14 protein-coding genes are annotated in these 14,040 nt (G+C 74.9%); 11 read left to right on the top strand and 3 right to left on the bottom strand.

The window, feature by feature from the left end:
* Positions 1–2 precede the first annotated feature (2 nt).
* From ACT17Q_RS12605 to ACT17Q_RS12595, 3 genes are all read left to right on the top strand, one after another.
* Positions 3–431 carry a hypothetical protein gene (locus tag ACT17Q_RS12605; protein ID WP_268532377.1) on the top strand — a complete coding sequence of 143 codons (429 nt, stop codon included), beginning with the start codon at positions 3–5 and terminating at the stop codon, positions 429–431.
* Complete coding sequence (locus ACT17Q_RS12600; RefSeq protein WP_444662787.1) at positions 428–916, top strand: flavin reductase family protein; 489 nt, start codon at positions 428–430, stop codon at positions 914–916. The genes ACT17Q_RS12605 and ACT17Q_RS12600 overlap by 4 nt, the downstream gene beginning before the upstream one ends.
* 116 nt (positions 917–1,032) lie before the next feature.
* Entirely contained in the window at positions 1,033–3,963 is a 2,931-nt protein-coding gene (locus tag ACT17Q_RS12595) for a VanW family protein (protein ID WP_444662785.1), read from the top strand.
* Between the two features lie 57 nt (positions 3,964–4,020).
* On the opposite strand, the gene ACT17Q_RS12590 is transcribed toward ACT17Q_RS12595, so the two are convergent.
* Positions 4,021–4,269 (bottom strand): hypothetical protein, encoded by a 249-nt coding sequence (locus ACT17Q_RS12590; protein ID WP_141318164.1) that lies wholly within the window; start codon positions 4,267–4,269, stop codon positions 4,021–4,023.
* A 107-nt stretch (positions 4,270–4,376) separates the two neighbouring features.
* On the opposite strand from ACT17Q_RS12590, the gene fdxA reads away from it, so the two are divergent.
* The 4 genes from fdxA (at position 4,377) to ACT17Q_RS12570 (ending at position 7,776) form a co-directional block, all read left to right on the top strand.
* The gene (fdxA, locus tag ACT17Q_RS12585; RefSeq protein ID WP_094179349.1) at positions 4,377–4,703 is read left to right on the top strand and encodes a ferredoxin; all 327 of its coding nucleotides are present in this window, start codon (positions 4,377–4,379) and stop codon (positions 4,701–4,703) included.
* Positions 4,704–4,715: 12 nt separating this feature from the next.
* Entirely contained in the window at positions 4,716–5,867 is a 1,152-nt protein-coding gene (dapC, locus tag ACT17Q_RS12580) for a succinyldiaminopimelate transaminase (RefSeq protein WP_444662782.1), read from the top strand.
* A 174-nt stretch (positions 5,868–6,041) separates the two neighbouring features.
* On the top strand, positions 6,042–7,340 hold the full coding sequence (locus ACT17Q_RS12575; protein ID WP_444662780.1) for a citrate synthase: 1,299 nt from the start codon (positions 6,042–6,044) through the stop codon (positions 7,338–7,340).
* A 1-nt stretch (position 7,341) separates the two neighbouring features.
* On the top strand, positions 7,342–7,776 hold the full coding sequence (locus ACT17Q_RS12570) for a YrdB family protein (protein WP_444662778.1): 435 nt from the start codon (positions 7,342–7,344) through the stop codon (positions 7,774–7,776).
* A 7-nt stretch (positions 7,777–7,783) separates the two neighbouring features.
* On the opposite strand, the gene ACT17Q_RS12565 is transcribed toward ACT17Q_RS12570, so the two are convergent.
* Positions 7,784–8,683: a hypothetical protein gene (locus ACT17Q_RS12565; RefSeq protein WP_268532393.1), complete on the bottom strand. Its 900-nt coding sequence runs from the start codon at positions 8,681–8,683 to the stop codon at positions 7,784–7,786.
* 5 nt (positions 8,684–8,688) lie between these two features.
* Positions 8,689–9,630 (bottom strand): 2,3,4,5-tetrahydropyridine-2,6-dicarboxylate N-succinyltransferase, encoded by a 942-nt coding sequence (gene dapD, locus ACT17Q_RS12560; protein WP_141318175.1) that lies wholly within the window; start codon positions 9,628–9,630, stop codon positions 8,689–8,691.
* 82 nt (positions 9,631–9,712) lie between these two features.
* Here dapD and dapE point away from each other — a divergent pair, with 82 nt between their 5' ends.
* The 4 genes from dapE to ACT17Q_RS12540 are packed head-to-tail and all read left to right on the top strand — an operon-like array spanning position 9,713 to position 13,898.
* Positions 9,713–10,792, top strand: a complete 1,080-nt coding sequence (gene dapE, locus ACT17Q_RS12555) for a succinyl-diaminopimelate desuccinylase (RefSeq protein ID WP_444662775.1) — start codon at positions 9,713–9,715, stop codon at positions 10,790–10,792.
* Between the two features lie 9 nt (positions 10,793–10,801).
* Positions 10,802–11,632, top strand: coding sequence for an LOG family protein (locus tag ACT17Q_RS12550; protein ID WP_094179356.1), 831 nt, complete (start codon positions 10,802–10,804; stop codon positions 11,630–11,632).
* Positions 11,629–12,600, top strand: coding sequence for a dihydropteroate synthase (gene folP, locus ACT17Q_RS12545; protein WP_444662773.1), 972 nt, complete (start codon positions 11,629–11,631; stop codon positions 12,598–12,600). The genes ACT17Q_RS12550 and folP overlap by 4 nt, the downstream gene beginning before the upstream one ends.
* The gene (locus tag ACT17Q_RS12540) at positions 12,597–13,898 is read left to right on the top strand and encodes a hypothetical protein (RefSeq protein WP_444662771.1); all 1,302 of its coding nucleotides are present in this window, start codon (positions 12,597–12,599) and stop codon (positions 13,896–13,898) included. Before folP ends, ACT17Q_RS12540 begins: the two co-directional genes overlap by 4 nt.
* Positions 13,899–14,040: the final 142 nt, after the last annotated feature.

Below are 14,040 nucleotides of genomic sequence, written 5' to 3'. Positions count from 1 at the left end.
GCGTGCAGCCGCTGACCCCGCAGACGCTCGTGCGGGCTCTCCTGTCGTTCGTCCTCGGCCTCCTGATCGGGGCGCTCGGGACCGTCGTCCACCGCGGTGCGATGCCGTGGGGCCTGCTCGCCGGGCTCGCCCTGGTGCTCGCCGCGAGCGTCATGGTGCGCGCGTGGGCCGGGTGGCCCGCGTACGTCGGGCTCGTCGGCGGTGTGTTCCTCGCCGTCGTCGTGCTCGCGCGGACCGGGCCCGGCGGTGACGTGCTCCTGCCCGGCGGCGACCGCGTGAACGCACCGTGGCTCGGACTCGCCTGGCTCGGCGGGGTCGTGGTCGCGCTCGCCCTCGGTGCGCTCGCCCCGCGCCGCTGGTTCGACGACACCCCGCGGGCACCGGCCGCACCGACCGCACCGGCCGCACCGCCGAGCGACGGCGCGGCGTGAGCGCCCGGCCCGACGACTTCCGCACCGCCGTCGCGGCGCTCCCCGCGGGCGTCGCCGTCGTCACCACGACGTGGCGGCGCACGGTCTGGGCCATGACCGTCAGCTCGGTCGCGTCCGTGTCCCTCGACCCCCCGCTCCTGCTGTTCTGCGTGCACACCGACGCGCGCCTGCGCGACGCGCTCGACGAGGCCGACACCTGGACGGTCTCCGTGCTCGGCGCCGACCAGGCGCCCGTCGCCGACTGGCTCGCGTCCGCCGGGCGCCCCGCCGTCGACCAGCTCACCCGCGTGCCGCACCACGCACCCGACGTCGCCGCGGGCATCCGCGTCGACGGCGCCGCCGCGTGGTTCGAGTGCCGCACGAGTGCCATCCACGCCGCGGGCGACCACGACGTCGTCGTCGGCGAGGTGCTCGTCGCGGAACGCGCCGGCCCCGAGGTCGGGGGCCTCGTGCACGTCGAGGCACGCCTGCGCGGCCTGCGCTGAGGTCACGATCTCGTCACAGGTCGTCCGCGTGCGTCGAGGCGCGCGTGGGCCTGCGGCGCCCTCACGGCACCGCGACGTAGACTCGCCGGGCGTAACACGACCGAGCAGGGGAAGCGATGACCGACCGTACCGACGCCGACAGCCCCTCGCCCCAGGAGCCGTCGAACGGGAGCTCGGCCGACGATGTCGTCTGGCCCGTCTGGGGTGCGACCACGCGCCGCCCCGCCCTCGGGGACGACACACGTCCGAACCCGGTCGTCCCTGCCGGGGACGCGCCCGCCGAGCCGGCGGAGCCGCACGAGGCCCCCGCGGAGGACGTCGAGACCGACGAGCCCTCTGCCGACGACGTCGCCCCCGACGAGCCCGTCGCCACCGATGCGGCGCCCGACGAGCACGTGCCCGACGAGGACGTGCCCGACGAGGACGGGTCGGACGAGGACGTGCCCGACGAGGACGAGCCCGACGAGGCGCCCGCTGCCGACACGGAGCCCACTGACGAGCCCGTCGAGGACGAGGCGCAGGCCGCTGTCGCGCAGACCGTCCGGCCCGAGGAGCCCGAGAACGAGGGCGCGCGCGAGGACGAGTCCACCGTCGAGGACGAGGACGAAGACGAGGACGACGACGAGGACGTGGACGACGACGACGGCGCGGCGGAGGAACCGGCGCCGACGGTCGTCGTGCCCGCGATCTTCACCGAGACCGCCGCGTCGACGCCCGCGGCAGAGGAGCCTGTCGCGAGCGCTGCCGGTGGCATCGAGCCGACGTCCGCGCCGACGTCCGAGCCGGTCGACGAGCCGGAGGCCGACGAGGCCTCGGACGAGTCCGACGCGAGCGAGGCTGATGCCGGAGAGCCGTCCGACGACGAGCGCACGGCTGCTGCGGAGGCCACGGCCGACGAGCCCGCTGCCGACGAGCCCGCTGCCGACGAGCCCGCTGCTGACGAGGCCGCTGCCGACGAGCCCGCTGCCGACGAGCCCGCTGCCGACGAGGCCGCTGCCGCCGACGCCGCCGCCCCCGACGCCGCCGCCCCCGACGTGGCCGCCGCCGTGGCTCCGACGCGGGAGTCCGTGTTCCCCCGGCGCGAGGCACAGCCGACGACGCAGACGTCCCGACCGGCGGACGCCAGGGGTGACGAGACGGTCGTCCTGCCCGCGTCGGCACCCACCACCCCGCCGTCCGCGACCTCGACGTCCGCGACCCCGACGTCCACCGCCCCGACGTCCACGGGCTCGACGCCGGGCGGTCCGGCGCGCGTGACGGCCGGCCCGGTGCCGACCACGCCGCGCGACCCGTCGCCGTTCGACGACTTCGAGCCCGAGGAGCACGTGCGCCGCTGGCCGCGGCGCCTGGCGGTCGGTGCGGGCGTCGTCGTGCTGCTCGGCGCGGCCTACGTCGGTGCGAGCTACGCGACGGCGGACCGCGTCCCGCGGGGGGCGACGGTCGCGGGCGTGGACATCGGCGGGCTCTCGGCGGACGCCGCGGTCGCGCGGCTGGACGAGGAGCTCGCGCCGACGACGCAGGACGCGGTCGAGGTGCTCGCGAACGACGTGCAGGCGACGCTCGAGCCGCAGGCCGCGGGCCTGTCGTTCGACGCGGCGGCGACGGTCGACCGGCTGACGGGCGTGGACCTGGCGCAGCCGCGCCGGCTGTGGGACCAGATCGTCGGCGTGGGTGCGCAGGAGCCCGTGACGCAGGTGGACGAGGCGAAGCTGACGGCCGCGCTCGAGGCGCTGGGGACGTCGCTGTCGCTCGCACCGGTCGACGGTGCGGTGCTGTTCGTCGACGGTGCCGCGGTGCTGACGGACGCGTCCGAGGGCTGGAGCCTCGACCAGGACGCGGCGGCGGACCTCGTGTCCCGCGACTGGCTGGTCGCGGCACAGCCGCTGGCGCTGCCGACGTCGGTCGTCGAGCCCGAGATCACCCAGGCGGAGGCGCAGGCCGCGCTGGACGACGTGGCGGAGCCGCTCGTGTCCGCCCCGATCTCGGTCGTCGTGTCCGAGAAGCTCGCGGTGCTGCAGCCGGCCACGCTCGCGGCGGCTGCAGCGATGCAGCCGGTCGACGGGGACCTCGAGCTGCAGCTCGACGGTGAGGCGCTCGCGGACGCGGTCGTCGAGCAGCTGCCCGAGGGTGTGCTGACGTCGGCGGCGGACGCGCACTTCGAGTTCCAGGACGGCAAGCCGGTGCTCGTGCCGGGCGAGCCGGGCACCACGGTGGCGCCGGAGGACGTCGCGGACGCGGTCGCGGCCGTTGCCGACGCGCAGGACCGCACCGCGACGGTGGAGCTGACGCAGACCGACCCGAGCGAGTCCGCCGAGGCGCTCGAGGAGCTCGGCGTCAAGGAAGTCGTCTCGGAGTTCTCGACACCGCTGACGAGCGAGCCGCGCCGCACGCAGAACATCCGTCAGGGGCTGGAGAACATCACGGGCGTGCTCATCCGGCCGGGCGAGACGTTCAGCCTCACCGACGCGCTCGGGCCGATCGACGCGGCCCACGGGTTCGTGCAGGCCGGCGCGATCGTCAACGGCGAGCACTCGGACGCGTGGGGCGGTGGCCTGTCGCAGGTGTCGACGACGACGTTCAACGCCGCGTACCTCGCGGGCATGGAGGACGTCGAGCACACGCCGCACAGCGAGTGGTTCGCGCGGTACCCGGAGGGGCGCGAGGCGACGATCTTCACCGGCGTGATCGACATGAAGTGGAAGAACTCGACGCCGTACGGCGCGCTCGTGCAGGGCTGGGTCGCGGACGGGCGCGCGTACGTGCGCCTGTGGGGGACCAAGTACTGGACGGTCGAGTCGTCGACGAGCGGGCGCTCGGGTGTGGTGCAGCCGTCCACGGTGTACTCCACGTCGCGCACGTGCTCGCCGCAGTCCGCCGGCAACCCGGGCTTCTCGGTGACGGTGACGCGCCGGTTGCTGCTGGACGGCGAGCTGAAGGACACGACGTCGAACACCTGGCGGTACAAGCCGCAGAACCGCGTGGTGTGCGGCTCGCCGCCCGACAAGGACAAGGAGAAGGACAAGGACAAGGAGTCCGCCGCTCCCTGAGCCGACCTCGACCGCAGCGTCGACCTCCACCGCAGTGCCGACCTCGACCGCAGCGGGTCAGTGCCGCCGGGCGCGTCGCTCGGGGGGCGGGGGGATCGGCTTCCAGAGCACGACGTCCGCGCCCAGGATCCGGGCGGGGCCGCGCGAGGTGTCGAGCGTCAGGCCCTCGTCGTCGACGCGCAGCACCACGCCGAGCACGTCGGTGAGGTGCGGCCCGTCCGGCGGGGCGGGCACGAGGCGGCGTCGGACGACGACGCGCGTGCCGGCGGCGGCCTCGCGCCACGGCCGGGCAGGAGGGGCGCTCACCGTCCGGGCCTCGTGGCGGCGGGCGGTGGGTCGGGGAGTGGACACCGGAGCGTGCGCGTGCGCATGTGGGGAATACTAGGGACGACCCGTCAAGTGGAGGACCGACCGTGACGTATGTGATCGCCGAGCCCTGCGTGGACGTCAAGGACAAGGCGTGCATCGAGGAATGTCCCGTGGACTGCATCTACGAGGGCAAGCGGTCGCTGTACATCCACCCGGACGAGTGCGTGGACTGCGGGGCGTGCGAGCCGGTGTGCCCGGTCGAGGCCATCTACTACGAGGACGACGTCCCCGAGCAGTGGAGCGAGTACTACAAGGCCAACGTCGAGTTCTTCGACGACCTGGGCTCGCCGGGTGGCGCCGCCAAGATGGGGCAGATCGACAAGGACCACCCGATCATCGCGACGCTGCCGCTGCGCGTGCACGGCGACTGACCTTCGTCACCGGTGGGACTGCTGACCGGCGCGCTGCCGGACTTCCCGTGGGACACGCTGGTGCCGTTCGCGCAGCAGGCGCGCGCGCACGAGCGGGGCATCGTCGACCTGTCGGTCGGCACGCCGGTGGACCCGACGCCGGCGGTGGTGCGCGACGCGCTCGTCGCGGCGGCGGACTCGCCGGGGTACCCGACGACGTGGGGGACCGCGGACCTGCGTGAGGCGGTCGTGCGGTGGTTCGCGCGGCGCCGCGGTGTGCCGGGCCTGGACCCGGCGGGGGTGCTGCCGACCGTCGGCTCGAAGGAGCTGGTCGCGCTGCTGCCGGCGCTGCTCGGGCTGGGCGAGGGCGACACGGTGCTGCACCCGGCGGTCGCGTACCCGACGTACGACGTGGGGGCCCGGCTCGCGGGCGCGGTGCCCGAGCCGTGCGCTGACCCCGCGGAGCGGCTCGCGCGCGGGCGCGGCGACGTGCGGCTGGTGTGGCTGAACTCGCCCGCCAACCCGCACGGCGCGGTGCTGGGCGTCGACGAGCTCGCGGCCGTGGTGGCCGCCGCCCGTGATGCCGCGCGGCGGGACGGCCGCCCGGTCGTCGTGGCGTCCGACGAGTGCTACGCGGAGCTCGCGTGGGACGAGCCGTGGGCGAGCGACGGGGTACCGAGCGTGCTCGACCCGCGCGTGTCGGGCGGCGACGTGACCGGCCTGCTCGCGGTGTACTCGCTGTCGAAGCAGTCGAACCTCGCGGGGTACCGCGCGGCGTTCGTCGCGGGGGACCCGGAGCTGGTCGCGGGGCTGCTCGAGACGCGCAAGCACGCGGGCATGATCGTGCCGGGTCCGGTGCAGGCGGCCATGACGGTCGCGCTCGACGACGACGCGCACGTGGCGGCGCAGCGTGAGCGGTACCGCGCGCGCCGCGCCGTGCTGCGCGCGGCGTTCGAGGAGGCCGGGTACGCGGTCGACGAGTCCGCGGCGGGCCTCTACCTGTGGGTGCGACCGGCGGGTGGCGAGCAGGACTGCTGGCAGACGGTCGCCGACCTCGCGGGGCTGGGCGTCCTCGTCGCGCCGGGTGCGTTCTACGGCCCGGCCGGCCGGGGGCACGTGCGGGTCGCGCTGACCGCGACCGACGAGGCGGTCGCGGAGGCCGCGGCGCGGCTGCGCGGCGCGTGACCGACCTGCTGTGACTTGATTCACAGCGGGTCAGGTCGTCCCAGGATTCGTCACCGCGCGCCGGGCGCAGGTACCGTCGTCGGCAGGCCAACGGAGGCCACCGCTGCGGCCGCAGGGCCGACGTCGGCGACGACCAGAGCGCGATCCGCGCAGGTCGTGGCAGGAAGGAACGCCATGTCCGAGACCCTCACCTCCCCGGTCCAGCTGGTCGTCAGTGGCCAGGCCAAGGACCTGCCGGTCGTCACCGCGACCGAGGGGAACGACGGAGTGGTGGTCTCGACCCTGCTGCGCGACACCGGTCTGGTGACCGTGGACCCCGGCTTCATGAACACCGCGTCGTGCGAGTCGAAGATCACGTACATCGACGGCGACGAGGGGATCCTGCGCTACCGGGGCTACCCGATCGAGCAGCTGGCTGCGTCGTCGACGTTCCTCGAGGTCGCGTACCTGCTGATTCACGGCGAGCTGCCGACGCCGGCCGAGCTGGACGCGTTCAGCGAGCGCGTCAACCGGCACACGCTCGTGCACGAGGACTTCCGCACGTTCATGGGGACGTTCCCGCGCGGCGCGCACCCGATGGCCGTGATGTCGTCGGCGATCAACGCGCTGTCGACGTTCTACCCCGAGTCGCTCGACCCGTTCGACCCGGACACGGTCGAGCTCGCGACGGTGCTCATCCTCGCCAAGACGCGCACCATCACGTCCTACGTGCACCGCACGTCCAAGGGCGAGCCGCTGCTGTACCCGGACTACAGCCGCGGGTACGTCGAGGACTTCCTGCGCATGACGTTCGCGGTGCCGTACCAGCAGTACGAGCCGGACCCGGTCGTCGTCGAGGCGCTCGACAAGCTGCTGATCCTGCACGCGGACCACGAGCAGAACTGCTCGACGTCCACGGTCCGCATCGTCGGCTCGTCGCACGCCAACCTGTACGCGTCGGTCGCGGCCGGCATCAACGCGCTGTCGGGCCCGCTGCACGGCGGCGCGAACGAGGCCGTGCTCACGATGCTCGACGAGATCAAGGCGAACGGCGGCGACGCCACGGACTTCATGCGCCGCGTGAAGAACAAGGAGCAGGGTGTCCGGCTCATGGGCTTCGGGCACCGGGTCTACAAGAACTACGACCCGCGCGCGGCGATCGTCAAGGAGAGCGCGCACGCGGTGCTCGAGGCGCTGGGCGCGGCCGACGAGCTGCTCGACATCGCGATGACGCTCGAGGAGATCGCGCTCAACGACGACTACTTCATCTCGCGCAAGCTGTACCCGAACGTCGACTTCTACACGGGCCTGATCTACAAGGCCATGGGCTTCGACCGGGCGATGTTCACGCCGCTGTTCGCGCTGGGCCGGATGCCCGGCTGGATCGCGCAGTGGCGCGAGATGATGACGGACCCCGCGACCAAGATCGGCCGGCCGCGGCAGGTCTATACCGGCGAGGTCGCGCGCGACTACGTCTCCGCCGGCAAGCGCTGACGTGACCGGCACCGGCGGCCCCGACGCGCGGCGCGCCGGTGCGCTCCCGCCGGGGGTGGCCGGGCCGCTGTCCGTGGTCGCGTTCGTCTGCGAGCTCGGGCTGCTGGTCCTCGCCGGGGTGACCGGGTGGCGCCTCGGGCAGCGGATCGACGTGCCTGCGCAGGACGCGCTCGCGGCCGTGCTGGCGGTGCTGCTCGTCGCGGTCGTCGTGATCGTGTGGGCGCGGTGGAACGCGCCGCGCTCGCCGTCGCGGCTGCCGTGGCCGTGGCGCTACCTCACGCAGCTCGCGCCGTTCGTCGCCGTCGCGCTCCTCGCCGGCCTGGTCGGGCTCGGGTGGTGGGGCGCGGTGCTGACGGTTCTGGCCGCGGTCGCGTTCGGGTTCTCGCGCGGTGGTCAGGACGCCGCGACGACGAGGCGTGCGGCCCCTCGTCCGTGAGCGGGGCTCACGAGTCGATGCGCACCGTGCCCGCGGCGCGCGCGCCCCGGTCGTTCGCCGTCCACGTGCCGCCCTCACGCGTCCACGAGCGGTCCGCGACGTCGACCCGTCGCGTGCCGAGCTCGTCGGCGGTCGCCACGGCCCACGCCGCGACCGCCCACGCGGACCGTGCGGCGTCGTCGCCCAGACCGCGCGCGTCGACCACGACGCCCGCCGGCTCGTCGCCGCCGCCGAACGCCCGCGCGGGGACGTCGCCGAGGTCGCGCCGCACGCGGGTCAGCACCGCGTCCGGGTCCCCGCCGTCGCCGGCCGGCAGCGTGCACGCGATCGTCGCGGGGGAGTGCCCGGTCAGGCCGGACGCCCACGCGCGCGCCCGGACCTCGTGCTGCGCGTACGCCTTCGGGAACGCGGACCGTTGCACCGCCTGCGCGGCGTCGGTGACCTCCATGTCCTCGTAGCCCGGGACCTTCACGAGCCCGTCGTAGAACTTCCCGACCGAGTAGACCGGGTCCATGATCTGCTCGACCGTGCCCCAGCCCTGCGAGGGTCGCTGCTGGAACAGCCCGATCGAGTCCCGGTCGCCGTAGTCGATGTTCTCGAGGCGGGACTCCTGCAACGCGGTCGCGATCGCGATCGTCACGGCACGCGCGGGCAGCCCGCGGCGCTGAGCGACCGCGGCGAACAGCGCGGCGTGCTGCGCCTGGTCGGCGCTCAGGCTCCACGCGGTGCCGTCGAGGGTCGCCGTGCACCGCGCGACCACGGGGACCTCGGGCTCGAGGCGCTCGAGCGCGGTCACGACGAGCGCGACGGCACCGGCCAGGACCCCGACGAGCACCAGCAGCCCGACGAGCGTGCGCGCGGCGCGCCGGCCGCGCCGGGCGCGTGGTCGGCGCCGGCGGTCGGTCACCGCGCTCAGTTGGCGTGCAGCGACGCGTTGAGCCGCACGCCCGTCCCCGTGCGCGCGACCGCCTCGACCCCGCCCGTGAGCGAGTTGCGGCGGAACAGGACGCCGTCGGCGCCCGACAACGTGCGGGCCTTGACGACCGTGCCGTCGTCGTCGCCGAAGCCGACGAGCGTGACCTTGGTGCCCGCGGTGACGTACAGGCCGGCCTCGACCACGCAGTCGTCGCCGAGGGCGATGCCCAGACCCGCGTTGGCGCCGAGCAGCGTGCGCCGCCCGATCGAGACGACCTCGCGGCCCCCGCCGGACAGCGTGCCCATGATCGACGCGCCGCCGCCGACGTCCGAGCCGTCGCCGACGACGACGCCCTGGGAGATGCGGCCCTCGACCATCGAGGTGCCGAGCGTGCCGGCGTTGAAGTTCACGAAGCCCTCGTGCATGACGGTCGTCCCGGCCGCCAGGTGCGCGCCGAGGCGCACGCGGTCGGCGTCGGCGATCCGCACGCCCGACGGGAGCACGTAGTCGACCATGCGCGGGAACTTGTCGACGCCGTAGACGGTCGGTGCGACCTGGTTCGCGGCGCGCAGGCGAGCGCGCGTGACCTCGAAGCCCTCGACCGCGCACGGGCCGCGGTCGGTCCACACGACGTTCGGCAGCGCACCGAAGATGCCCTCGAGGTTGACGTCGTTGGGCCGCACGAGCCGGTGCGACAGCAGGTGCAGGCGCAGGTACGCGTCGGCGGTCCCGGCGGGCGGGGCGTCCAGGTCGACGACGGTGCGCACGACGTGCACGCGCACGCGGCGCGCCTCGTCGACGTGCTCGTGCAGGTCGGCGGGCGCCTCGGCGTCGTCGTCGGGCGTGCCGAGCGCGGGAGCGGGGTACCAGGTGTCGAGAGTGGTGCCGTCGAGGGTCGTGGTCGCGAGACCGAACCCCCAGGCGGGGCGAGAGCTCATGGTGGCCAGCCTACGGGCGGCTGAATCGTTACCGGTCGGTAACCGATCGCGGCGTGGCTCGCGCGCCCTAGGCTCGGGGACCGTGACGCACCCCGCCCTCGACCCTCGCGGCGACCTGGTCGCCCTCACCCGCGCGATCTGCGACGTCCCGTCCGTCAGCGGAGACGAGCGCGCGCTCGCCGACCTGGTGGAGGACGCGCTGCGCAGCGCCGCGCACCTCGAGGTCCTGCGCGACGGCGACGCCGTCGTCGCGCGCACCCACCTGGGCCGGGCCCAGCGCGTCGTCGTCGCCGGGCACCTCGACACCGTGCCGGTCGCGGACAACCTGCCGACGCGCGTCGTCGGCGACGAGCTGTGGGGGCGCGGGACGGTCGACATGAAGGGGGGCGTCGCGGTCGCGCTCGCGCTCGCGGTGGCGCTCGACGCGCCGACGCGCGACGTGACCTGGGTGTTCTACGACCACGAGGAGGTCGCCGCCGACCTCAACGGGCTCGGCCGGCTCGTGCGGAACCACCCGGACTGGCTCGCGTGCGACTTCGCGGTGCTCGGCGAGCCGTCGAACGGCGGCCTCGAGGGCGGGTGCAACGGGACGCTGCGGGCGGAGGTCCGCCTCGCCGGCGTCGCCGCGCACTCGGCGCGTGCGTGGGCGGGCGTCAACGCCGTGCACGCCGCGGGGGAGGTGCTGCGCCGGCTCGAGGCCTACGAGCCGCGGTCCGTCGACGTCGACGGGCTGGTCTATCGCGAGAGCCTCAACGCGGTCCTCATCAGCGGCGGGACCGCGACGAACGTCATCCCGGACAACTGCGTGGTGACGGTCAACTACCGGTTCGCGCCGTCGTCGTCGGTCGCCGACGCGCAGGCGCACGTGCGCGAGCTGTTCGACGGCTACGACGTCGTCGTCACCGACGCGGCCCCCGGCGCGCGACCGGGGCTCGACGCACCCGCCGCGCAGGAGTTCGCGGCCGCGGTGCTCGCGGTGACGGGCGGCGCCCCCGCACCCAAGTACGGCTGGACGGACGTCGCCCGGTTCTCCGAGCTGGGGGTCCCCGCGGTGAACTTCGGCCCCGGCGACCCGATGCTCGCGCACAAGGACGACGAACGCTGCCCGCTCGCGCAGCTGCGCACGTCGTACGAGGCCCTGCGCGTCTGGCTCACCTCCTAGGCTGCGGGCATGAGCGACGACGGACAGCCCGCACCCGGCCGCGGCTACCGCAAGGGCCCGGTGCTCCTGCGCGGGCGGCAGATCCCGACGACGACGTCGGACCAACGGCTGCTGAGCGGGCCCTCGGGCGGTGCGGCCTGGTTGCACGACGACCCGTGGCGCGTGATGCGCATCCAGTCGGAGTTCGTCGAGGGGTTCGGGGCGCTCGCGGAGGTGGGGCCCGCGGTGAGCGTGTTCGGCTCGGCGCGCACCCGCCCCGGCTCACCGGAGTACGTGGTCGCGACCGAGGTGGCGCGCCGGCTCGTCGAGGCCGGGTACGCGGTCATCACGGGCGGCGGCCCCGGGATCATGGAGGCCGCCAACCGCGGCGCCAAGGAGGCGGGCGGCGTCTCGATCGGGCTCGGCATCGAGCTCCCGTTCGAGCAGGGCATGAACGACTGGGTCGACCTCGGGGTCAACTTCCGCTACTTCTTCGCCCGCAAGACGATGTTCGTGAAGTACTCCGAGGGGTTCATCGTGCTGCCCGGCGGGTTCGGGACGCTCGACGAGCTGTTCGAGGCCCTCACCCTCGTGCAGACGCACAAGGTCATCGAGTTCCCCATCGTGCTCGTCGGGCGCGCGCACTGGCAGGGGCTGCTCGACTGGATCACCGGGCCCGTGGTCGCCGCCGGGCTCATCTCGCCCGTCGACCGCGAGCTGATCCAGGTGGTCGACACCGCCGAGGACGCCGTGCGGGTCGTGCTCGAGCGCGGCGCGGAGCTGCGCGCCGCCGAGGAGGCCGCGACCGCGCAGGCCGAGGCCGCGCAGGAGGCCGCCGACGCGGCGTCCGACGAGCCGTGACGGGCGCTCCCGGCACGGCCGGACCCGCCGGGGGCGAGCCCGGCGGCCTCGCGGGCGTGCCCGCAGCGGGCGCCACGCTGCGCCTGCGGGACCGCGTGCTGGGGCCCGACCACCCCGTCGTCATGGCTGTCGTCAACCGCACGCCGGACTCGTTCTACGCACCCGCCCGGTACGACGAGGCGGGTGCCGACGCGGCGGTCGCGCGCGCCGAGGAGGAGGGCGCGGACATCGTCGACCTCGGCGGCGTGCGGGCGGGGCGCGGACCGCGGGTCGAGCCCGACGAGGAGCTCGCGCGCGTGATCCCGCTGGTCGAGCGCGTGCGCCGGCGGCACCCCGGTCTGCTCGTGAGCGTCGACACGTGGCGCTCGTCGGTGGCACGGGCGGCCGCGCTCGCGGGTGCCGACCTGGTGAACGACACGTGGGCGGGGCACGACCCGGAGCTCGTCGCCGTGGCCGCCGAGCACGGGATGGGCGTCGTGTGCTCGCACACGGGCGGCGCTCGCCCGCGCACCGACCCGTTCCGCGTCGCGTACCCGCACGGACCCGGGAGCGACGCGCCCGACCCGCTCGACGGCGTCGTCGACGACGTGGTGGCGACGCTCGCCGCGGCCGCCCGGCGGGCCGTCGACCTCGGCATCGACCCCGCGAGCGTGCTCGTCGACCCGACGCACGACTTCGGCAAGAACACGTGGCACTCGCTGCACCTGGTGCGCCGCACCTCCGCGCTCGTCGCGCTCGGGTACCCGGTGCTCATGGCGTTCTCGCGCAAGGACTTCGTCGGCGAGACGCTCGGCCTGCCCACCGAGGAGCGGCTCGAGGGCACCCTTGCCGCGACCGCGGTGGCGGCGTGGCTCGGCGCGCGCGTCTTCCGCGCGCACGACGTGCGGGCGACGCGCCGCACGCTCGACATGGTCGCCGCGATCCGCGCCGACCGCGCACCCGAGCACGCGGTGCGAGGGCTGGCGTGACCGCGGCCGTGCAGGGGCCCGCGCAGGGGTCCGCACAGGGGGCCGCACAGGGGTCCGTGCAGCCCACCGGCGAGCACGACGTCGTGCGGCCCGCGCGCCGGTGGTGGGCCCCGCGCACGTGGGCGTGGTGGGTGCAGGTGCTCGCGGTGTACGCGCTCGCGCGCGGCCTCACCGCGGTGCTGATCCTGCAGGCCGCCGCGCACCAGGGGGCCACGCCCTGGGCGGACGCGCACCCGTCGTACGCGCAGATGACCGGGCTGTTCTGGGACGCGGGCTGGTACCACCGCATCGCCGACGAGGGCTACCCGGACACCCTGCCCGTCGACGAGGCGGGCCGCGTGCAGCAGAGCGCGTGGGCGTTCTTCCCGCTGTACCCGATGCTCGTGCGCGGGCTCATGGCCGTCACGACCCTCGGGTGGGAGGTCGTGGCGCCGACGACGTCGTTGCTGCTCGGCGCGGCCGCGATGCTCCTGGTGCACCGCGCCGTGGCGCACGGCGCGCCGCGCGCGTGCGCCGCGTGGCCCGGGCTGCCGCTCGCGACCGTCGTGCTCGTGGCGGTGTTCCCCACCTCGCCCGTGCTGCAGGTCGCGTACACCGAGTCGCTCGCGCTCCTGCTCGTCGCCGCCGCGCTGCTGCTGCTGGTGCGCCGGCACTACCTCGCGTGCGCGGGTGTGCTCGTCCTGCTCGGGCTGACCCGTGCGGTCGCGCTGCCGATGGCCGTCGTCGTCGGCGTGCACCTGCTGGCGCGGTGGGTGGCGGCGCGGCGCGGTCGTGAGGCGTTCCCGGCCCGGGACGTCGCACAGGTGCTGGGGCTCGGCGTCGTCGCGGTCGTCTCGGGCTTCGCGTGGCCCGCGGTGTGCGGCTGGGTCACGGGTGTGCCCGAGGGGTACCTGCGCACGCAGGAGGCGTGGCGCGGGGTCCGTGAGGTCACGCCGTTCGGCGGTTGGGACTACGTGCTCCGGTTCTGGTTCGGCGACGCCGGCTGGTGGGTGCTCGCCGCGGCCGCGGTGTTCGTCGTCGCGCTGCTCGTCGTGCCCGCCGCCCGGCGGCTGGGACCCGAGCTGCACGCGTGGCCCGCCGCGTACCTGCTCTACCTCGCGGCGGCGATCGAGCCCGGCAGCAGCCTCGCGCGGTTCCTCGTCCTCGCCTTCCCCGCGGGGGCGATCACGGCCGGCGTGGTGCGCCGGCCGGGGGCCGCGCGGTGGGCGTGGTTCGCGGGTGTCGTGGTGCTCATGCTGGTCCTGCAGGCGGTCTGGGTGTGGCGGTTCTGGCGCCTGACGAGCGGCTGGCCGCCGTGATGTCCGGCCTGTGAACTAGGATGGCCCACGGACATCCGGCACCACGGGATCGCAGGTGGTGCGGGCACGAGCGGCGCGCTAGCGCTGCACGGCGACCGCACCGGGGCACCCGGTCGGGACGCACGAGGCGAAGGAGAGGCCA

It is taken from the genome of Cellulomonas sp. CW35 (assembly GCF_052378485.1).
Lineage (GTDB): Bacteria > Actinomycetota > Actinomycetes > Actinomycetales > Cellulomonadaceae > Cellulomonas > Cellulomonas uda.
This window is presented reverse-complemented; position numbering and strand designations above follow the sequence as displayed.

Bases quoted from the DNA above. Each gene is read 5' to 3' on its own strand.
- ACT17Q_RS12595 (WP_444662785.1), top strand. From the start codon at position 1,033: ATGACCGACCGTACCGACGCCGACAGCCCCTCGCCCCAGGAGCCGTCG.
- ACT17Q_RS12575 (WP_444662780.1), top strand. From the start codon at position 6,042: ATGTCCGAGACCCTCACCTCCCCGGTCCAGCTGGTCGTCAGTGGCCAG.
- ACT17Q_RS12550 (WP_094179356.1), top strand. From the start codon at position 10,802: ATGAGCGACGACGGACAGCCCGCACCCGGCCGCGGCTACCGCAAGGGC.
- dapD (WP_141318175.1), bottom strand. From the start codon at position 9,630: ATGAGCTCTCGCCCCGCCTGGGGGTTCGGTCTCGCGACCACGACCCTC.